Annotated in this window: 16 protein-coding genes and 1 pseudogene; 11 read left to right on the top strand and 6 right to left on the bottom strand. The window is 56.7% G+C overall.

Features of this window, described 5'->3' with window-relative positions:
- Positions 1-147 precede the first annotated feature (147 nt).
- Both metH and AA74_RS0108800 read left to right on the top strand, forming a co-directional pair.
- Entirely contained in the window at positions 148-3831 is a 3684-nt protein-coding gene (gene metH, locus AA74_RS0108805; RefSeq protein ID WP_025912226.1) for a methionine synthase, read from the top strand.
- 217 nt (positions 3832-4048) lie between these two features.
- A complete protein-coding gene (locus AA74_RS0108800; protein WP_025912225.1) occupies positions 4049-5680 on the top strand; it encodes a Na/Pi cotransporter family protein in 1632 nt (543 codons plus the stop codon).
- Here AA74_RS0108800 and AA74_RS0108795 read toward each other — a convergent pair.
- Together AA74_RS0108795 and AA74_RS0108790 are read right to left on the bottom strand one after the other, a co-directional pair.
- Entirely contained in the window at positions 5677-5964 is a 288-nt protein-coding gene (locus AA74_RS0108795; RefSeq protein ID WP_021242718.1) for an addiction module antidote protein, read from the bottom strand. The two genes, AA74_RS0108800 and AA74_RS0108795, sit on opposite strands and share 4 nt — an antisense overlap.
- A gap of 6 nt (positions 5965-5970) precedes the next feature.
- On the bottom strand, positions 5971-6273 hold the full coding sequence (locus AA74_RS0108790) for a type II toxin-antitoxin system RelE/ParE family toxin (RefSeq protein WP_025912224.1): 303 nt from the start codon (positions 6271-6273) through the stop codon (positions 5971-5973).
- 197 nt (positions 6274-6470) lie between these two features.
- Here AA74_RS0108790 and rluF point away from each other — a divergent pair, with 197 nt between their 5' ends.
- Positions 6471-7343: a 23S rRNA pseudouridine(2604) synthase RluF gene (gene rluF, locus AA74_RS0108785; protein ID WP_008503414.1), complete on the top strand. Its 873-nt coding sequence runs from the start codon at positions 6471-6473 to the stop codon at positions 7341-7343.
- Here rluF and AA74_RS0108780 read toward each other — a convergent pair whose 3' ends face one another.
- From AA74_RS0108780 to rtcR, 3 genes and pseudogenes are all read right to left on the bottom strand, one after another.
- Positions 7344-7616: a DUF3811 domain-containing protein gene (locus tag AA74_RS0108780; RefSeq protein ID WP_014830263.1), complete on the bottom strand. Its 273-nt coding sequence runs from the start codon at positions 7614-7616 to the stop codon at positions 7344-7346.
- 50 nt (positions 7617-7666) lie between these two features.
- On the bottom strand, positions 7667-8611 hold the full coding sequence (gene panS / locus AA74_RS0108775) for a ketopantoate/pantoate/pantothenate transporter PanS (RefSeq protein ID WP_023293551.1): 945 nt from the start codon (positions 8609-8611) through the stop codon (positions 7667-7669).
- Positions 8612-8716: 105 nt separating this feature from the next.
- Positions 8717-10293: pseudogene (gene rtcR, locus AA74_RS01000000122095) on the bottom strand (RNA repair transcriptional activator RtcR).
- 441 nt (positions 10294-10734) lie between these two features.
- Here rtcR and AA74_RS0108765 point away from each other — a divergent pair.
- From AA74_RS0108765 to AA74_RS0108755, 3 genes are read left to right on the top strand one after another with little or no spacing between them, the layout of a single operon-like run.
- The gene (locus tag AA74_RS0108765) at positions 10735-11862 is read left to right on the top strand and encodes a slipin family protein (protein WP_023618733.1); all 1128 of its coding nucleotides are present in this window, start codon (positions 10735-10737) and stop codon (positions 11860-11862) included.
- Between the two features lie 4 nt (positions 11863-11866).
- Positions 11867-13093, top strand: coding sequence for an RtcB family protein (locus AA74_RS0108760; RefSeq protein ID WP_025912223.1), 1227 nt, complete (start codon positions 11867-11869; stop codon positions 13091-13093).
- 4 nt (positions 13094-13097) lie between these two features.
- Positions 13098-13886, top strand: coding sequence for a nucleotidyltransferase domain-containing protein (locus AA74_RS0108755; protein WP_025912222.1), 789 nt, complete (start codon positions 13098-13100; stop codon positions 13884-13886).
- A 41-nt stretch (positions 13887-13927) separates the two neighbouring features.
- Here the strand turns inward: AA74_RS0108755 and lysC are convergent, their stop codons facing one another.
- The gene (lysC, locus tag AA74_RS0108750) at positions 13928-15277 is read right to left on the bottom strand and encodes a lysine-sensitive aspartokinase 3 (protein WP_008503421.1); all 1350 of its coding nucleotides are present in this window, start codon (positions 15275-15277) and stop codon (positions 13928-13930) included.
- A gap of 374 nt (positions 15278-15651) precedes the next feature.
- Here lysC and pgi point away from each other — a divergent pair, with 374 nt between their 5' ends.
- From pgi to AA74_RS0108725, 5 genes are all read left to right on the top strand, one after another.
- Positions 15652-17301: a glucose-6-phosphate isomerase gene (gene pgi, locus AA74_RS0108745; protein ID WP_023293545.1), complete on the top strand. Its 1650-nt coding sequence runs from the start codon at positions 15652-15654 to the stop codon at positions 17299-17301.
- A 367-nt stretch (positions 17302-17668) separates the two neighbouring features.
- Positions 17669-17911: an exopolysaccharide production protein YjbE gene (gene yjbE, locus AA74_RS0108740; RefSeq protein ID WP_008503423.1), complete on the top strand. Its 243-nt coding sequence runs from the start codon at positions 17669-17671 to the stop codon at positions 17909-17911.
- A gap of 63 nt (positions 17912-17974) precedes the next feature.
- Positions 17975-18613, top strand: a complete 639-nt coding sequence (locus AA74_RS0108735; protein ID WP_008503424.1) for a YjbF family lipoprotein — start codon at positions 17975-17977, stop codon at positions 18611-18613.
- A complete protein-coding gene (locus tag AA74_RS0108730; RefSeq protein ID WP_084832291.1) occupies positions 18610-19347 on the top strand; it encodes a capsule biosynthesis GfcC D2 domain-containing protein in 738 nt (245 codons plus the stop codon). Before AA74_RS0108735 ends, AA74_RS0108730 begins: the two co-directional genes overlap by 4 nt.
- Entirely contained in the window at positions 19347-21443 is a 2097-nt protein-coding gene (locus AA74_RS0108725; protein WP_025912220.1) for a YjbH domain-containing protein, read from the top strand. The genes AA74_RS0108730 and AA74_RS0108725 overlap by 1 nt, the downstream gene beginning before the upstream one ends.
- The last annotated feature ends 49 nt before the right edge of the window (positions 21444-21492 follow it).

Genomic DNA, 21492 nt, shown 5'->3' with positions numbered 1-21492 from the left:
GGTGAATTTGCAACCGTTATCCTGACTGATCGGAGGAGTGATAGTGAACATGTCTCATGTTACCGCTGAGCGACTTTTCCACCCTGCGAGATTGTGCCAGTATGGAACGCAGCCTTTTGGCCTTGTTGAGCGTTGTCGGGAGCAAGTGTGAGCAGCAAAGTAGAGCAACTGCGTGCGCAGTTAAATGAACGAATTCTGGTGCTGGACGGCGGCATGGGCACCATGATCCAGGGCTATCGTCTGAGTGAAGGCGATTTCCGCGGCGAACGCTTCGCCGACTGGCCCTGCGACCTGAAAGGGAACAACGACCTGCTGGTGCTCAGCAAGCCGTCCGTGATCAAGGATATCCACAACGCCTACTTCGAAGCGGGTGCGGATATCGTTGAAACCAACACCTTTAACTCGACAACCATCGCCATGGCGGATTACCAGATGGAATCCCTGTCGGCGGAGATCAACTTTGAAGCCGCAAAGCTTGCGCGCGCCTGCGCCGACGAGTGGACGGCCCGCACGCCGGACAAGCCGCGCTACGTTGCCGGGGTGCTTGGCCCAACCAACCGCACTGCGTCGATTTCACCGGACGTCAACGACCCGGCGTTTCGTAATATCACCTTTGACCAGCTGGTTGTTGCCTACCGTGAATCGACCAGAGCGCTGGTGGAAGGCGGTTCCGATCTGATCCTGATTGAAACGGTATTCGACACCCTCAACGCCAAGGCCGCGATTTACGCGGTGAAAGAGGAGTTCGAGGCGCTGGGCGTTGACCTGCCGATTATGATTTCCGGCACCATCACCGATGCCTCCGGCCGTACCCTGTCCGGCCAGACCACCGAAGCGTTTTATAACTCCCTGCGCCACGCCGACGCGCTCTCCTTCGGCCTGAACTGCGCGCTGGGTCCAGATGTACTGCGCCAGTACGTGCAGGAGCTGTCGCGCATTGCGGAATGCTACGTTACCGCGCACCCGAACGCCGGTCTGCCGAACGCCTTCGGTGAATACGATCTGGATGCCGACACCATGGCGGCACAAATCCGCGAGTGGGCCGAGTCTGGATTTCTCAACATCGTCGGCGGCTGCTGCGGCACCACGCCGGAGCACATCGCCGCCATGAGCAACGCCGTGGCCGGACTGCCGCCGCGCAAGCTGCCCGAACTGCCGGTTGCCTGTCGCCTCTCGGGCCTTGAGCCGTTAACCATCGGCGACGACAGCCTGTTTGTGAACGTGGGTGAGCGTACAAACGTCACCGGCTCCGCGAAGTTCAAGCGTCTGATCAAAGAGGAGAAGTACAGCGAAGCGCTGGACGTTGCCCGCCAGCAGGTGGAAAGCGGCGCGCAGATTATCGATATCAACATGGATGAGGGGATGCTCGACGCCGAAGCGGCGATGGTGCGTTTCCTGAACCTGATCGCCGGTGAGCCGGACATCGCCCGCGTGCCGATCATGATCGACTCCTCCAAATGGGAGGTGATCGAGAAGGGGCTGAAGTGCATTCAGGGTAAAGGCATCGTCAACTCCATCTCCATGAAAGAGGGTCTTGATACCTTTATTAATCACGCGAAGCAGGTCCGCCGCTACGGTGCTGCGGTGGTGGTCATGGCTTTTGATGAAGTGGGCCAGGCCGACACTCGCGCGCGTAAAATTGAGATTTGCCGCCGCGCGTACAAAATACTGACCGAAGAGGTAGGCTTCCCGCCGGAAGACATCATCTTTGACCCGAACATCTTCGCCGTGGCGACCGGCATCGAAGAGCACAACAACTACGCCCAGGACTTTATCGGCGCGTGCGAGGACATCAAGCGCGAGCTGCCGCATGCCCTCATCTCCGGCGGCGTGTCGAACGTCTCGTTCTCGTTCCGCGGCAACGACCCGGTGCGTGAAGCGATCCACGCCGTGTTCCTCTACTACGCCATCCGCAACGGGATGGACATGGGGATCGTCAACGCCGGCCAGCTGGCGATTTATGACGACCTGCCTGCGGAGCTACGCGACGCGGTAGAAGACGTGATCCTCAACCGCCGCGACGACGCCACGGAGCGGCTGCTTGACCTGGCAGAAAAATACCGCGGCAGCAAGTCGGATGACGCAGCCAACGTTCAGCAGGCCGAGTGGCGCGCCTGGGACGTGAAAAAACGCCTGGAATATTCGCTGGTAAAAGGCATCACCGAGTTTATCGAGCAGGACACCGAAGAGGCGCGTCAGCAGTCAGCCCGGCCGATTGAAGTGATCGAAGGGCCGCTGATGGACGGCATGAACGTGGTGGGCGATCTGTTCGGCGAGGGCAAAATGTTCCTGCCGCAGGTGGTGAAATCCGCGCGCGTGATGAAGCAGGCCGTGGCGTACCTGGAGCCGTTTATCGAAGCCAGCAAAGAGAAAGGCTCCAGCAACGGCAAAATGGTCATCGCCACCGTGAAGGGCGACGTGCACGACATCGGCAAGAACATCGTCGGCGTGGTGCTGCAGTGCAATAACTACGAGATTATCGACCTTGGCGTGATGGTCCCGGCGGATAAAATCCTCAAGACCGCGCGCGAAGTGAATGCCGACCTGATTGGCCTCTCCGGGCTGATCACCCCGTCGCTGGACGAGATGGTTAACGTGGCGAAGGAGATGGAGCGTCAGGGCTTCACCATTCCGCTGCTGATTGGCGGCGCGACCACCTCCAAGGCGCACACGGCGGTGAAAATCGAGCAGAACTACAGCGGGCCGACGGTCTACGTGCAGAACGCCTCGCGCACGGTGGGCGTGGTCTCCGCGCTGCTCTCTGACACCCAGCGCGACGAGTTTGTTGAGCGCACCCGCAAAGAGTACGAAACCGTTCGCATCCAGCACGGGCGCAAGAAACCGCGCACCCCGCCAGTTTCACTCCAGGCGGCGCGCGATAACGATCTGGCGTTTGACTGGTCGAGCTATACGCCGCCGGTCGCGCATCGCCTGGGCGTTCAGGAGGTCAGTGCCAGCATCGAAACGCTGCGCAACTACATCGACTGGACGCCGTTCTTCATGACCTGGTCGCTCGCGGGCAAATATCCGCGCATTCTGGAAGATGAGGTGGTGGGCGAGGAGGCGAAACGCCTGTTTAACGATGCCAACGACATGCTCGACAGGCTGAGCGCGGAGAAAACCCTCAACCCACGCGGCGTGGTGGGGCTGTTCCCGGCCAACCGCGTGGGCGACGACATCGAAATTTACCGCGATGAAACCCGCACTCACGTGCTGGCAGTCAGCCGCCATCTGCGCCAGCAAACCGAGAAAGTGGGCTTTGCCAACTACTGCCTGGCCGATTTTGTCGCGCCGAAGCTGAGCGGTAAAGCCGACTATATTGGCGCCTTTGCGGTAACCGGCGGTCTGGAAGAAGATGCGCTGGCGGACGCGTTCGAAGCGCAGCACGATGATTACAATAAAATCATGGTGAAAGCGATCGCCGACCGCCTGGCGGAAGCCTTCGCCGAGTACCTGCACGAGCGCGTGCGTAAGGTGCACTGGGGCTACGCGGCGAACGAAAACCTCAGCAACGAGGAGTTGATCCGCGAAAACTACCAGGGGATTCGTCCGGCGCCGGGCTACCCGGCCTGTCCGGAACACACCGAAAAGGGCACGATCTGGCAACTGCTGGACGTCGAAGCCCATACCGGGATGAAGCTCACCGAGTCGTACGCCATGTGGCCGGGCGCATCCGTCTCCGGCTGGTACTTCAGCCACCCGGACAGCAAGTACTTTGCCGTGGCGCAGCTTCAGCGCGATCAGATTGAAGATTACGCCCTGCGCAAAGGCATGAGCGTGTCAGAAGTAGAGCGCTGGCTGGCACCGAATTTAGGCTACGACGCAGACTAACGTCACTTTTCCTTACAACAAACAGGGCACCTCATGGGTGCCTTGTCTCTTTCTTACGCTTAACCCCTTATACTGAAATAAGGTTCTATCCCTGGCACCCGGTGGCGGTGCGCTTACCGGGCCTGTGCGTAGGTCAGATAAGGCGTCGCCGTCATCCGACATGGCAACGCGCAGGGAACCTCAGGAAAACCGATAAAGATAAGGAGGAAAACCATCCGTGCTGACCCTGTTACATCTGCTCTCTGCAGTCGCACTGCTCGTATGGGGCACCCATATCGTCCGTACCGGCGTGATGCGCGTATTTGGTGCCCGTTTACGTACCGTTCTCAGCAGCAGCGTTGAGAAGAAGCCGCTCGCCTTCTGCGCAGGCATTGGCGTAACGGCACTCGTTCAGAGCAGCAACGCCACAACCCTGCTTGTCACCTCCTTTGTGGCGCAGGATCTGGTGGCGCTGGCCCCGGCGCTGGTCATTGTGCTGGGGGCTGATGTGGGTACCGCGCTGATGGCGCGTATCCTGACGTTTGATCTCTCATGGCTGTCGCCGCTGCTGATTTTTGTCGGCGTCATCTTCTTCCTCGGCCGCAAACAGACGCGGGCGGGCCAGCTTGGACGCGTGGGGATTGGCCTGGGGCTGATTCTGCTGGCGCTGGAGCTGATTGTGCAGGCGGTCACCCCGATTACCGAGGCCAACGGCGTGCAGGTCATCTTCGCCTCCCTGACCGGTGACATCATGCTCGACGCGTTGATTGGCGCGGTGTTTGCCATCGTCAGCTACTCCAGCCTGGCCGCCGTGCTGCTGACGGCCACGCTCACCGCCGCCGGGGCGATCTCCTTCCCGGTCGCGCTGTGTCTGGTGATCGGTGCCAACCTCGGCTCTGGCCTGCTGGCGATGCTCAATAACAGCGCCGCCAACGCTGCCGCCCGCCGCGTGGCGCTCGGCAGCCTGCTGTTTAAGCTGGTGGGCAGCCTGATTATTCTGCCCTTTATCCATCCGCTGGCGAACCTGATGGATAACCTCCCGCTGCCGAAGGCGGAGCTGGTGATCTACTTCCACGTGTTCTACAACCTGGTGCGCTGCCTGGCGATGGTCCCTTTTGCCGGGTCGATGGCTCGCTTCTGCGAGCGACTCATTCAGGACGAACCGGAGCTGGACGCCCGCCTGAAACCAAAGCATCTGGATACCTCCGCGCTGGACACCCCGGCGCTGGCGCTGGCGAATGCCGCGCGCGAGACGCTGCGCATGGGCGACGCCATGGAAACCATGCTCGAAGGGCTGCAAAAGGTGATGCACGGCGAGCCGCGAGAGGAGAAAGAGCTGCGCAGACTGGCGGACGATATCAACGTGCTCTATACCGCCATTAAGCTTTACCTGGCCCGCATGCCGCAGGACGAGCTGGCGGAGGAGGAGTCCCGCCGCTGGGCGGAAATCATTGAGATGTCGCTCAACCTTGAGCAGGCCTCCGATATTGTTGAGCGCATGGGCAGCGAGATAGCCGATAAGTCGCTGGCCGCCCGCCGGGCGTTCTCCGTTGAAGGCATAAAAGAGCTTGAAGCGCTGCACGAACAGCTGGTCAGCAACCTCAAGCTGGCGATGCTGGTCTTCTTCTCCAGCGACGTGCCGAGCGCGCGCCGCCTGCGCCGCAACAAGCATCGCTTCCGCATTCTTAACCGCCGCTACTCGCACGCCCACGTTGAGCGCCTGCATCAGCAGAACGTGCAGAGTATCGAGACCAGCTCACTCCACCTGGGGCTGCTGGGTGATATGAAGCGCCTCAACTCGTTGTTCTGTGCGGTGGCCTACAGCGTGATGGAACAGCCGGATGAAGATGACCAGCGGGATGAGTATTAATCCCCGGCGTGTTTGAGTGTTAGCCCAAAACCCAATGCTTTCATGACCGCGAGCGTGGTTTTGAGCGTTGGGTTTCCTTTATCACTGAATGACCGATAAAGCTGCTCACGTGATAAACCGGTTTGCTGTGAAATGTTCGACATGCCTTTGGCTCGCGCGACAACACCAAGGGCTTTAGCGATATATGTCGAGTCGCCTGTTTCTAGTGCATCAGCGATAAACACGGCGATTTCCTCGTCATCCACCAACGCGTTGGCGGGATCGTAAGGTGTTAATTTATGCATGCTCATTCACTCCTGCCATTGGGATACATTGCTCAGCATTTTTGCCATCAGTATGTCTCTGGCCTGGCTGCTTTTGTCACCACCACATAACAGCACGATGATGTAATTGCCCTGGTCTTTAAAATAGATCCTGTAGCGCGGACCAAAGTGGATCCTTAGCTCACTTATACCTTCTCCCACGGGTTTAACGTCGCCCGCTAAGCCATTTGCCAACCGAAAGAGGCGGGAAGCGATAATGGTCTTCGCTCGTCGATCTTTTAAGTTTTGCTCCCAGCGTCGGAAGGATTCTGTCTGAACAATCTCCTTCATATTACTCCCTGTGATTTATAAACTACAAACACTTCTCCATGGAGAGTAAAACTAAAAGGCTTGAACACATGGGTAAATGACAGAATGCAAAATCCTGAAAGCGTCTCGCAAACTAAAAAACCCGTCTCAGTTACCGTCGGCTAATCTTTTTTTCCAGTCCATACCTAAGGTATATTTCGCCCTTCACAGGAGAAACTATGCTGCCAACTCAATCAACCCGATTAAACAAATACATTAGCGAGAGCGGGATCTGCTCACGTCGCGAGGCGGACCGTTACATTGAACAAGGTAATGTGTTCCTCAACGGCAAGCGCGCCACGATTGGTGACCAGGTCATGCCTGGCGACGTGGTTAAAGTGAATGGTCAGCTCATCGAACCGCGTGATGCCGAAGACCTGGTGTTTATCGCGTTGAACAAACCGGTTGGAATTGTCAGCACCACGGAAGACGGTGAGCGGGACAACATCGTTGATTTCGTGAACCACAGCAGCCGTATCTTCCCGATTGGCCGTCTGGATAAAGACTCTCAGGGGCTGATTTTCCTCACCAACCACGGCGATCTGGTCAACAAGATCCTGCGTGCCGGTAACGATCACGAAAAAGAGTACATTGTGACGGTGAATAAGCCGGTCACGGACGACTTTATTCGCGGCATGGGCGCCGGTGTGCCGATCCTCGGTACCGTCACGAAAAAGTGTAAGGTGAAGAAAGAAGCGCCGTTCGCGTTCCGCATTACCCTGGTGCAGGGCTTAAACCGCCAGATCCGCCGCATGTGCGAGTACTTCGGTTATGAAGTGACGAAGCTGGAGCGCACGCGCATCATGAACGTCAGCCTGTCCGGCATTCCGCTGGGCGAATGGCGCGACTTGACGGATGACGAACTGATTGAGCTGTTCAAGCTTATCGAGAACTCCTCGTCCGAAGCGAAGCCGAAGGCCAAAGCCAAACCGAAAACCCAGGCGATTAAACGTCCGGTCGTGAAGGCGCCGCAGGCGGAAGAGAAAGGACGCGGCAAACCGGGTAACGGGAAGCGATTTACCCAGCCTGGCCGTAAAAAGAAAGGGCGCTAGCTAGCGCCTTCCACGGGTAGAGGTATTGGCCGACCAGGAAAAGGTCGTTTCAGTATCCGGCTTATAAGCCTGCTGCTTTTTCAGCTTGCGGGCTTTTTTCGCCTCGGCGTCACGCTGCGCCATCAGTTTGTCGATGTACTCTTTTTTCACCTGATTGGTTTCGGCGTTGGTCAGCGTACGGCCATGCGCGATGCGGGCGCGGTCGAGAAGCGTTTTCAGTTCGCGCTGCTCGGCTTCCGTCATGTCTTTCTGGGTCAAACGTGGTGTCGCCATTGCTGAAGCCTCATGAGAGAGAGGCTTCAGTGTAAAGCAAGCTGAGTCAATTAACCCTGTTTCACCGCATCTTTTTTCGTTTGTTCCTCAATCGGTTTGCCGGACCAGTAGCCCGCCAGCAGCGAGCCGGAGAGGTTGTGCCAGACGGAGAACAGCGCACCCGGCAGGGCCGCCAGCGGCGAGAAGTAGATTTTGCCGAGCGCCGCCGCCAGGCCGGAGTTCTGCATCCCTACCTCGATTGCCAGCGTGCGGCAGGTCGATTCGTCGAAGCCAAACAGTTTCCCGCCCCAGTAGCCGCCCAGCAGGCCAATGGTGTTATGCAGCACCACCGCAACGATCACCACAAAGCCCACGGAAGCTATGTGCGAGGCGGAACCCGCCACCACTGCGCTGATGATCGCCAGAATACAGACCATCGAAAACGCGGGCAGGTACGGCTCAACGGCCTTCACCACGCGCGGGAACAGGTGGTGAATGACCAGTCCCAGCGCAATCGGGATTACTACAATCTGCAGAATGCTCAGCAGCATCCCCATCACGTCCACCTGAATATGCGCATCCACGTACAGGCGGGTTAACAGCGGCGTGGCAATCACGCCAACCAGCGTGGAGACGGACGAGATAGTGACGGAGAGCGCCACGTCGCCTTTCGCCAGATAGATCATGACGTTGGATGCCGTGCCGCTGGCGACGCTGCCCACCAGCACCATCCCGGCGGAGAGGTCGGGCGGCATCTTAAAGACCATCGCCAGCAGCCACGCCGCGAGCGGCATCACCAGGTAGTGGAGGAATATTCCTGCCGCGACGGGCGCAGGGCGAGACAGCACGCGCTTAAAATCGTCTACTTTCAGATGCACACCCATACCGAACATGATCAGCATCAGCAGCGTGGCGACCCACGGACCAATACCGGTGAACGTGGTGGGCGTGTAATACGCGAGTACGGAGAGCAGCAGCGCCCATAACGGGAACAGCCGCGTAATAGCGGATAACATAATGATTTCCTTGCGATGAATGTTGCGTGTGTTTGTTATAAAAAGCCGGGATCGAGCCCGGCTATAGTTATTGTTTATCGCGTAAGGAAGTAATATTCAAATGAATTATGACCGGATGCTTTCCCAGCTCAGACTAAAGCGAGCCAGATATTTGCGCAGTCGGTCGGCGTCGTTAGGATTGGCTTTTTTGAGCCGTGAAACGGCAAACAGCTCACGTCCGGCTTCAGACAACGATGCGCTGCGGCGACATACCTCCAGCACCGTTTCCAGTTGCCGCTGGTCAAAGAGGTCAATCTCCATGTCAGTTGCAGGCTGCGTCACGTCAGTTTGCCAGTCGGTCTGAAGACGTGAGATCTCCTCCAGCACCAGATCCTGAGTAATACGCCCTCGTTCCGCCAGCGTCGCCATGCGTGCGACGCTGGCGCTCAGTTCGCGAAAGTTGCCCCGCCACAGCGCTCTGCTGGAACAGGCAAAGGCCAGATAGCCTTCGCGTGCCTCTTTATCGAAGCGGATTTGCGTCTGGCTTTCGCGAGAGAAACGTTGAAGTTCGTAGTCAACATTCGGCGTGATGTCTTCTTTCCGTTGGGCAAGGCCGGGTAAGGCAAAGCTCCACATATTAATACGGGCATAGAGATCTTCACGAAAACGTCCTTCTGCCACCCACTGGCGCATATCACGGTGGGTTCCGGCGATAAGTTGAAAATCGCTGTGAACTTCTTTATCGGAGCCAAACGGGAAAAAAGTTTTCTCTTCAATGGCTTTGAGCAGCATCGCCTGTTCATCCAGGCCTAGTTCGGCAATCTCGTCGAGGAAAAGGACGCCGCCATCGGCTTCACGCAGCAGGCCGCTGCGCGCCGACAGTGCGCCGGTAAAGGCTCCTTTCACATGGCCGAACAGCGTGGACATGGCGTTATCACCGCGCAGGGTCGCGCAGTTGACGGAAAAACCAGTTTGCCGGAAACCTGATGGCGTGACTGCTTAAGCTGATAAATGCGGTTCGCGAGGAACGACTTGCCCGCGCCGGTGGGGCCGGTCAGCAGGATCGGGGCTGTTGAACGTAGCGCCACGCGTTCAATCTTGTCGATCAGACTGTTAAAGGTGGCATTTCGCGTCTCAATGCCCGCTTTCAGAAATGAGATTGACTGCTGCTGCTCGCGCTGAAAACGGTTGGTAAGGGTCGTGTAGCGGCTTAAATCCAGGTCGATAATTGAGTAAGTTCCGGCTGCAGTCTCCTCAGCAGAGGCTTCTTTTCTGGCAGGGCCAGTCTGCAAAAGGCTGGCGGGAAGATAGCGTGCTTCCGTCAGCAGGAACCAGCAGATCTGCGCCACATGCGTGCCGGTGGTGATGTGGACGAAATACTCTTCGCGATCGGTATCAAAAGTGTACTGGGTGGCGAAATCGAGAAACGCGGCATAAACCTCTTCGAAATCCCACGGGTCTTCAATGGTTACCGTGCTGGGACGCACCTCGGTGTGGGGGGAAACCAGCACAATATCTTCCGCCAGTTGCTGAGCCATGCCGAGATCTCGCGGTTGATGTAGCAGCTCCAGCCTGTCGACCGGGAAATCCGGCTGTTGGCACAGCCCGACGGTCGGTCGCCATTTGCGAAAGCGATTAGCCCGCTTTCCCCGTTTATCCATCACGGTGCCAAGCACCCCGATCACCACCTTCCGCTTCTTCATATTTATCCAGAAAGATAATTGCCGATATAGCAGGATAAGAAATGTTGAGCTGAACGGCAATGCATGAAAAGCGTGATAAATAAAAAGCATTAATTATCAATAAAATAAAAAAATAAAACGGCGATTTTTGTTTTTGGCACGCTTCTGGCAATACAGATAACGTCACGACGTTGAGCACACTGGGGGTTAAGGCCCCGTCGGCGCACCAGGAACGGCAAGGCTGTTTTCCGGGGGCGTTCCGTCAACTAATGACAGACAGAAGGGTTCGATTCCCGATTCATTCTCCCAATGAAAACTGGTTGTAAACATCAAAGTAAAAACGGGGATTGCGCAGTCAGCAATCCCAATGAAGGTCGCCGGTAATGGCGCCGGATCGCAGGCGAAAAGGCATTCCCCTGTGATTTCGTGCCTGCACCCGCGCCTGACTTTAAGGAATATAAAATGGCTAAGAAAATCACGATAAAAAAAGGTCAGTTAGGACTGGTAGCAAAAGCTGGCGATTATTACCGGGTACTGGAGGCGGGTGAACACCGTCTGGGTTGGTTCAATACTGACGACGTGCTGGTGGTGAGCCAGGATGGCAGCGAGGTGCCGGGTGCGCTGGCGGATTATCTGCGCCGCTTTCAGCCTGACTGGGTGGTACGTTACTGCCTGGCGGTAGACCTTACTGCGGATGAAATCGGGGTGTTATCGAACAACGGCGTATTGCAGGAAATTGTGCCGCCTTCGACTCGTCGTCTGTACTGGCAGCAGGATGCGGCGTTGACCCTGCAAAGAATTGATACCCGCGACGTGCGGGTACCGGTGGACGTGATGAATGCTGCTCTGCAACCGCGTCGCAATGGCGCGCTAAAGGGGCGCGACGCGATGCTGGTCGTACAGGTACCTGCCTGGCACGTCGGGGTGGTGAAAATCGACGGAGAAATTCAGGCACTGTTACCGCCGGGACTGACGGCCTACTGGAAAATTAACCATCTGGTTGAGGCAGAGGTCGTGGATACGCGCCTTCAGGTGGTGGAAGTGAGCGGGCAGGAGATCCTGACGAAGGACAAAGTTAACCTGCGCCTGAACCTGGCGGCTAACTGGCGCTACAGCGACGTGCTGCAGGCCTGCGGACAGCTTACGAAACCGCTGGAACATTTGTACCGCGAACTCCAGTTCGCACTGCGTGAGGCGGTCGGCACCCGCACGCTCGATGAGTTACTGGAAGATAAGCAGATCATTGATGAGGTGGTCAGCAAACAGGTGCAAGGCCGCCTGTCATCCTTTGGAATGGAAATTGCGTCGCTTGGGGTAAAAGATATTGTTTTACCTGGTGATATGAAAACGATTTTATCCCGTCTGGTAGAGGCCGAAAAATCTGCCCAGGCGAATGTTATTCGCCGACGTGAAGAAACGGCGGCGACACGATCGCTGTTAAACACCGCAAAGGTGATGGAGAACAACCCGGTGGCGCTGCGTTTAAAAGAGCTGGAAACCCTGGAAAGGGTCGCGGAGCGTATCGACAAAATTTCAGTATTTGGTGGCCTGGACCAGGTATTACACGGCCTTGTTAACCTGAAAGGATAACGCAATGCAACAGAATGATTTTGAATTACTGACGGCGTCAAACGGCGCCCCGATCAAAATTTGGACTCACGGTGTGCCCGTGGAACCAGAGGCACAGGCGCAGTTACTGAATACTGCAAAGATGCCGTTTATTTTCAAACACCTTGCGGTGATGCCCGACGTTCATCTCGGTAAAGGCTCAACCATCGGCAGCGTGATTCCGACCAAAGGGGCAATTATTCCTGCGGCGGTTGGCGTGGATATTGGCTGCGGGATGATTGCCGTTCGCACGTCGCTGGTGGCCGGTGATTTGCCGGATAATCTCAGCGGTTTACGTAGCGCCATTGAACAGGCAGTACCGCATGGGAGAACTAATACCCGTTCTCGACGGGATAAAGGCGCGTGGGAAACGCCACCGAAAGAAGTGGACGATCGCTGGTGGGTGCTGGCCCCACGTTTTAAACAACTCACGGATAAATACCCGCAGTTGCTGAAAACCAACAACTACCAGCATCTGGGCACGCTGGGTACCGGAAACCACTTTATTGAAATTTGCCTCGATGAGCAGCAGCGCGTCTGGGTGATGTTGCACAGCGGCTCGCGCGGCGTAGGAAACGCCATCGGTAATGTGTTTATCGCCCTGGCACAGCAGGATATGCAGCATCACCTGGGACATCTGCCGGATAAAAATCTGGCCTATTTTCAGGAGGGGAGTCGTCACTATGAGGACTACATCGAGGCGGTGGAGTGGGCGCAGGATTTTGCCCGCCACAATCGGGAAGTGATGATGTCGCGCGTGCTGGCGGCGCTCTCTCGCGAAGTGACAAAGCCCTTTATTACGCAGCAGGAGGCGGTTAACTGCCATCACAACTATGTGCAGAAAGAGCATCACTTTGGGGAAGAGGTACTGATCACGCGCAAAGGTGCGGTGTCGGCGCAGAAAGGGCAGATGGGGATTATTCCGGGCTCAATGGGCGCAAAGAGCTTCATCGTGCGTGGCCTCGGCAACGAGCAAAGCTTCTGTTCCTGCAGCCACGGCGCCGGGCGAGTGATGAGCCGAACGGCGGCCAAAAAACGCTATACCCTTAGCGACCATATTCAGGCGACCTCTCACGTAGAGTGTCGCAAAGACAATGAGGTGATCGATGAAACGCCGATGGCCTATAAAGACATTGACGCCGTGATGGCCGCGCAATCGTCGCTGGTGGAGATCGTTCACACCCTGCGTCAGGTAGTGTGTGTAAAAGGATAAAAAAATGAGCAACAACGATGTTGATAGCGCGATGCGCGCACGTGTCTGCGCGCAACTTCGCGATATAGAGCAGCGCTATAACGTGCGCGTGCTCTACGCCTGTGAATCGGGCAGCCGGGGATGGGGTTTTGCCTCACCGGATAGCGATTATGATGTGCGGTTTTTGTACGTTCACCGCCCAGAATGGTATCTGCGCGTCGAATCCCAGCGGGATGTGATCGAGCTGCCGATAGATGATGAACTGGACGTTTGTGGCTGGGAATGGCGCAAGGCACTGGGCCTGCTGAAGGGGGCAAACCCGACGCTTATCGAGTGGCTGGATTCCCCTGTTGTTTATCAGGAGGATGAGACGGTAGTGGCCGAGTTGCGCGCGCTAATACCTGCGTGGTTTTCGCCATTGCGCGCCCGCTGGCATTACTACTCAATGGCCCGAAAAAACTTCCGTGGATATTTACAGGGGGAAACGGTTCGGCTGAAAAAGTACTTTTATGTTCTGCGACCTTTGCTGGCGGCGCGGTGGGTAGAAGCGGGGAAAGGCGTTCCACCGATGCGTTTTGCCGAACTGCTTGCCGGGAGCGAACTGTGTGCGCCGTTACGTGCGGAAATCGATGGATTACTGGAAATAAAACAGCGCGCAGGTGAAGCGGAATATGGTCCTAAACGGCCCTTACTCCACGCTTTTTTGCAAAGTGAGCTGGTGAGAGGAGAAGTGCCGCCTGTACTACCCGACAGCAGAGAAGGAAATTTAAAAGATCTGGATTCGCTGCTGATGAGAACAGTAATGAAAAGCTAAAGAATGGCCCGGTAGTGAAAACGCCCGGGCCATTCTTGCGCTTATTCAAACAAATTCTGATGAAGCTTCTGCACCACCTGCTCGGCCTGATCGGCTGGCACCAGGAAGCAGAGGTTATAGCTGGACGCACCGTAGCAAATCATGCGGATGTTGAACGGGTCGAGTACGCCAAACACCTCTTTGCCCACGCCGCAGGCGCGCGACAGCTTGTTGCCAATAATGGCAACCAGCGCCAGGTCTTCTTCGACTTCCACGCGGCACAGCTCGGACAGCTCAATCAGCAGCGACTGCGTCAGCAGGGTATCACCGGTTGATGTGGAGCCGGTGGTGTCCAGCGTCAATGCAATGCTCACTTCCGAGGTGGTGATCAGATCCACGGAGATATTGTGGCGCGCCAGAATACCAAACACTTCCGCCAGGAAACCGCGGGAGTGCAGCATATTGTGGCTGTGGAGCGTCACCAGCGTCTGGCGACGGCGCAGGGCCAGGGCGCGGAACAGCGGCGGGTTTTCCGTTTTCTTGCAGACCAGCGTGCCGCCCGCTTTTGGATCTTTACTGGAGCCGACGAAGACCGGAATATCGCTGCGCACAGCAGGCAGCAGCGTGGCCGGGTGCAGCACTTTCGCGCCGAAGGTGGCCATTTCCGCCGCTTCTTCAAACGCGATCACATCAATACGTTTCGCCGCGGAAACAACGCGCGGGTCGGTGGTGTAAATGCCCGGAACGTCAGTCCAGATATCGACGCGCGTAGCATGCAGGGCCTCGCCCAGCAGCGCGGCGGTATAGTCGCTGCCGCCACGGCCAAGCGTGGTCGTGCGGCCTTTCGCTTCACTGCCGATAAAGCCCTGAGTGATCACGATGCCGTCTGCCAGGCGCGGGGCCAGCTGCTGATTGGTCAGCTCGGCCAGCGCTTCAACGTCCGGCTCGGCGCGGCCAAAGCGGTCGCTGGTACGCATGATTTTGCGTACGTCAAACCACTGCGCCTGAACGTTACGCTCGCGCATGATTTCCACAAACAGCAGGGTGGACATCAGCTCACCGTGGCTGACCAGCTCATCGGTCAGGGCGGTGGAGGTGGCCAGAGAGGCCGCTTCTGCCAGCGTGGTGATGTTTTCCAGCAGGCGTTCCACTTCCTCGCGGATGACGTTCGGGTTCTGCAGACGCTCAAGGATGTCGAACTGAATTTTGCGCAGTGCATCCAGCTTCACGAAACGTTCTGTCGCTTCCAGTCCTTCAGACAGAGAAACCAGCAGGTTCGTCACGCCGGCGGATGCAGACAGCACCACCAGGCGGGTATTCGGATCGGCCAGCACCACATCGGCGCTGCGGTTCATGGCATCGTAATCGGCCACACTGGTGCCGCCAAACTTGGCGACCACAAAACTCGTCATAACAACCTCGTGTCAGGGAATGAATAAGCGACCATGGCACAAGAATGAAACGAAAACAGGTGCAGGCGCAAAATACGGCCCTATAAATAAAATGTGGGGGAGGTCCTGTCAATGCTGGGATTATGCGGATTTTTTATGGGGGGGTACCCCTGAGAAACAGGACTTATAACAGGGCCAGATTTTATGCTTCGTTTTAGGGCATTTTGACCGACATTTCTCCGCTCCAGGAGGGCGCTTCAGCAGCTATACTTTTCGGGTCTTTTCACCTGTGTTTGATGCAGGCCAGGGCAATGGCATAAAAACCATCACAATTTTTATTTGCAGGCGCTACAATCGACCGCAGTCACAATTCTCAAATCAGAAGAGTATTGCTAATGAAAAACATCAACCCAACGCAGACCGCTGCCTGGCAGGCACTCCAGAAACATTTTGATGAAATGAAAGATGTCACCATCGCGGACCTGTTCGCGAAAGATGCCGATCGTTTCAACAAGTTCTCCGCGACCTTCGACGACCTGATGCTGGTGGATTTCTCTAAAAACCGCATTACCGAAGAGACGCTGGCAAAACTGCAGGATCTGGCGAAAGAGACCGAACTGGCGGACGCCATCAAATCCATGTTCTCCGGTGAGAAGATCAACCGCACCGAAGACCGTGCCGTGCTGCATGTAGCCCTGCGTAACCGTAGCAATACCCCAATCATCGTTGACGGCAAAGACGTCATGCCGGAAGTGAACGCGGTGCTGGAAAAGATGAAAACCTTCTCCGAAGCGATCATCTCCGGAAGCTGGAAAGGCTACACCGGCAAAGCGATCACCGACGTGGTTAACATCGGTATCGGCGGCTCTGACCTCGGCCCGTTCATGGTGACCGAAGCGCTGCGCCCGTACAAAAACCACCTCAATATGCACTTTGTGTCTAACGTCGATGGTACCCACATCGCCGAAGTGCTGAAGAACGTGAACCCGGAAACCACCCTGTTCCTGGTTGCGTCTAAAACCTTTACCACTCAGGAAACCATGACCAACGCCCACAGCGCGCGCGACTGGTTCCTGAAAACCGCGGGCGACAACAAGCACGTGGCGAAACACTTCGCTGCGCTGTCCACCAACGGCAAAGCCGTCAGCGAGTTCGGTATCGACACCGCGAACATGTTCGAATTCTGGGACTGGGTCGGTGGCCGCTACTCTCTGTGGTCTGCAATCGGTCTGTCTATCATCCTGTCCGTGGGCTTCGACAACTTCGTTGAGCTGCTCTCCGGCGCGCACGCGATGGACAAACACTTCTCCACCACCGCACCAGAGAAAAACCTGCCGGTGCTGCTGGCGCTGATCGGTATCTGGTACAACAACTTCTTTGGCGCTGAAACCGAAGCGATCCTGCCGTATGACCAGTACATGCACCGCTTTGCTGCTTACTTCCAGCAGGGCAACATGGAATCCAACGGTAAATACGTGGACCGTAACGGCAACGCGGTGGATTACCAGACTGGCCCAATCATCTGGGGCGAGCCGGGCACTAACGGTCAGCACGCGTTCTATCAGCTGATTCACCAGGGCACCAAAATGGTACCGTGCGATTTCATCGCCCCGGCTATCACCCATAATCCGCTGTCCGACCACCATCCGAAGCTGCTGTCCAACTTCTTCGCCCAGACCGAAGCGCTGGCGTTCGGTAAATCCCGCGAGGTGGTTGAGCAGGAATACCGCGACCAGGGTAAAGATCCGGCAACGCTGGAGCACGTGGTGCCGTTCAAAGTGTTCGAAGGTAACCGTCCAACCAACTCCATCCTGCTGCGCGAAATCACGCCGTTCAGCCTTGGCGCGCTGATTGCCCTGTACGAGCACAAAATCTTCACGCAGGGCGCGATCCTGAACATCTTCACCTTCGACCAGTGGGGCGTTGAGCTGGGTAAACAGCTGGCAAACCGTATTCTGCCAGAGCTGGGTGACGATAACGCGATTACCAGCCATGACAGCTCGACCAATGGGTTGATCAACCGTTATAAAGCATGGCGTGCGTAATTAAAACGCCATGAAAACGTGCCGGCTTAATGCCGGCATTTTTTTATCAGATAATTCCTGATGTCTGTTAGTTAACTCAAATTCTGGTTCTGAGTTTAATCTGAAAAAGACGTTTAACCCGTTAATTGCTGCGGTTTATTTTAAGAAAATACGCAGAAGGAACTTAATATATCAATATTATAAGTTATTGTTTTATCGTTATTTAATATTTTACCTCTTTGTCTTTCATTTCGATTTTATCCATTAGTCTGAAAACCCACCCTCTATTTCCCCTTACGGCAAACCCACGGCATGAGTTGTGTATACTCGATTCCGCCTGAAATTCTTTTCGGGCAAATCTCCATTCATTCATTGAAGGGAAATTGTTATGAAGAAAGTACTGTATGGCATTTTTGCCATATCTGCGCTTGCGGCGACATCTGTCTATGCAGCTCCGGTTCAGGTCGGGGAAGCGGCAGGTTCGGCTGCGACGTCTGCGTCTGCGGGAAGTTCTACCGCAGCCAGCGCCAGCACCGTAAGTTCAGCCGTGGGTGTCGCGCTGGCGGCAACCGGTGGCGGTGATGGCTCCAACACCGGAACCACGACCACCACGACAACCAGCACCCAGTAATAGCGGGTGTTTTAATCATAACCACACTTCGGTGTGGTTATTTCGCCCCTTCGGAGAAGAGTCGTGAAGCGACCAGCAATCATTCTGATTTGCCTGCTGCTGCAGGCATGCTCGGCCACCACTAAAGGGCTGGGAAACTCACTGTGGGAAAGCCTGTTCGGCACACCGGGCGTGCATCTGACCGATGACGAGCTTCAGAACATGCCTTATGCCAGTCAGTACATGCAGCTTAACGATGGCCCGCAACTGTTTGTGGTGCTCGCTTTCGATGAAAACGGGCAGCAGAAATGGGTGACGCAGGATCAGGCCACCATCGTGACGCAGCATGGCCGTATCGTGAAAACCCTGTTGGGCGGCGATAACCTGCTGGAGGTGAATAATCTCGCTGACGATCCGCTGATCAAGCCGAACCAGATCGCCGACGGCGCGGGCTGGACGCGCACGATGGGCTGGACCGAACACAAGCAGGTGCGTTACGCCACGGCACGCTCGACCTTCCGCTGGGACGGCACCGACAGCGTGAAGGTCGGCAGCGACGAAACGCAGGTTCGCGTGCTGGATGAAGAGGTCACCACCGACCAGGCCACCTGGCACAACCGCTTCTGGATCGACGAGGAAGGGCAGATCCGCCAGTCCTTACAGTATCTCGGTGCCGGATTCTTCCCGGTCAAAACCACCCTGATCAAGGCGGCGAAATCATGAAAACGCTCATCCACGCTGCGCTTATCGCCAGTTTTGCCGCGCCGCTGGCATGGTCCGCGGGAACGGTAAAGGTCTACACGCCGGACAGTGAAAAACCTAAAACCTTAACCCACGCCGAACGTCTGCTCGATCTCGTCGGACAGCCAAGGCTTGCCAACAGCTGGTGGCCAGGCGCGGTCATCGCTGAACGGCAGAAGACCGTGGAAGCGGAACAGCAGCACAAGGCGCTTCTTGCCAGACTAACGGGACTTGCGGAACAGGAAGACGGCGACGACGCGGCGGCCATTAACAGCGTCCGTCAGCAGCTGCAGGCGCTGAAGGTGACGGGCCGACAGAACGTCAATCTTGACCCGGATGAGGTGCGCGTCACGGAAAACGGCAACCCGACCCTGGAAGGGGACTATACGCTCTGGCTTCCGGCGAAGCCGACGACGGTGACCGTGATGGGGCTTATCAGCAGCCCGGGTAACAAGCCCTTTACCCCCGGCCGCGACGTGGCGAGCTATCTCGACGAGCAGAGTCTGCTGAGCGGCGCGGATAACAGCTACGCCTGGGTGGTTTACCCTGACGGCCACACGCAAAAAGCGCCCGTTGCTTACTGGAATAAACGCCATATCGAACCCATGCCGGGCAGCATTATTTTTGTCGGTTTTGCCGACCATTTCTGGACGAAGGCGTATGACGGGCTTAACGCCGATATCCTTCACTCCCTGATTCAGCGGATACCGGAATAATGAAAAGAACCTATCTCTACAGCATGCTGGCGCTCTGCGTGAGTGCCGCCTGCCATGCAGAAACGTATCCGGCACCCATTGGCCCGTCTCAGTCAGACTTCGGCGGCGTCGGTTTACTGCAAACGCCCACCGCGCGTATGGCGCGCGAAGGGGAAATTAGCCTTAACTACCGTGATAACGACCAGTATCGTTACTACTCGGCGTCGGTGCAGTTGTTCCCGTGGCTTGAAACCACGCTGCGCTATACCGACGTCCGTACGAAACAATACAGCAGCGTCGAGGCGTTCTCAGGCGATCAGACCTACAAAGATAAAGCCTTCGACGTCAAGCTGCGCCTGTGGGAAGAGAGCTACTGGATGCCGCAGGTCTCCGTGGGCGCCAAAGATATTGGCGGTACCGGCCTGTTTGATGCGGAATACATCGTGGCCAGCAAGGCCTGGGGGCCGTTCGACTTCTCGCTCGGTCTGGGATGGGGCTATCTCGGCACCAGCGGCAACGTGAAAAACCCGTTTTGCTCCTACAGCGATAAATACTGCTACCGCGATAACAGCTATCAGAAAGCGGGCTCCATCAACAGCGACCAGATGTTCCACGGCCCGGCCTCGCTGTTTGGCGGCGTGGAGTATCAGACGCCCTGGCAGCCATTGCGTCTGAAGCTGGAGTACGAGGGGAATGACTACTCACAGGACTTCGCCGGGAAGATTGAGCAGAAGAGCAAGTTTAACGTCGGCGCCATTTATCGCGTCACCGATTGGGCCGACGTTAACCTCAGCTACGAGCGCGGCAATACGGTGATGTTTGGCTTTACGCTGCGCACCAACTTCAACGACATGCGGCCGCACTACAACGACAACGCGCGGCCTGCATACCAGCCGGAGCCGCAGGATGCGATTCTGCAGCACTCCGTGGTGGCAAATCAGCTGACGCTGCTGAAATACAATGCCGGTCTGGCGGATCCAAAAATTCAGGTGAAAGGCGATACGCTTTACGTCACCGGCGAGCAGGTGAAATACCGCGACTCGCGGGAAGGGATCGAGCGCGCCAACCGGATCGTCATGAACGATCTCCCGGACGGGATCCGTACGATCCGCGTGACGGAGAACCGTCTCAACCTGCCGCAGGTGACGACGGAAACGGACGTTGCCAGCCTGAAGCGCCATCTGGAAGGCGAACCGCTCGGACATGAAACCGAGCTGGTGCAAAAGCGCGTTGAGCCGATCGTGCCGGAGACCACCGAGCAGGGCTGGTATATCGACAAGTCGCGCTTCGATTTCCATATCGATCCGGTGCTAAACCAGTCCGTCGGCGGGCCGGAAAACTTCTACATGTATCAGCTGGGCGTCATGGCGACGGCAGATCTGTGGCTGACCGACCACCTGCTGACCACCGGCAGCCTGTTCGGCAACATCGCCAACAACTACGACAAGTTCAACTACACTAACCCGCCAAAAGACTCGACGCTGCCGCGCGTGCGTACCCGCGTGCGTGAGTACGTACAGAACGATGCTTACGTGAACAACCTGCAGGCCAACTACTTCCAGTACTTCGGCAACGGCTTCTACGGCCAGGTGTACGGCGGGTATCTGGAAACCATGTACGGCGGTGCGGGGGCAGAAGTGCTTTATCGTCCTGTCGACAGCAACTGGGCGTTCGGGATTGATGCCAACTACGTTAAACAGCGTGACTGGCGCAGCGCGCAGGACATGATGAAGTTCACCGACTACAGCGTTAAAACCGGTCACCTGACCGCGTACTGGACGCCGTCGTTCGCGCCTGACGTGCTGGTGAAAGCCAGCGTCGGCCAGTACCTGGCGGGCGATAAGGGCGGCACGCTGGATATCTCCAAACACTTCGACAGCGGCGTCGTGGTGGGTGGCTACGCCACCATTACCAACGTCTCGCCGGACGAATATGGGGAAGGGGACTTCACCAAAGGGGTTTACGTGTCGATTCCGCTGGATCTGTTCTCATCCGGTCCAACCCGAAGCCGCGCGGCCATCGGCTGGACGCCGCTGACGCGTGACGGCGGTCAACAGCTTGGACGTAAGTTCCAGCTGTACGACATGACCAGCGATAAGAACATTAACTTCCGCTGATGCTTCACGTCGGGCGGCACTGCGTTTGCCCGGCCTACGGTTTTTGTAG

Source organism: Enterobacter sp. 5-4, assembly GCF_000612205.1.
Lineage (GTDB): Bacteria > Pseudomonadota > Gammaproteobacteria > Enterobacterales > Enterobacteriaceae > Enterobacter > Enterobacter roggenkampii.
Note: the sequence above shows the minus strand (reverse complement) of the source record. Positions and strands in the feature narration are given on the sequence as shown.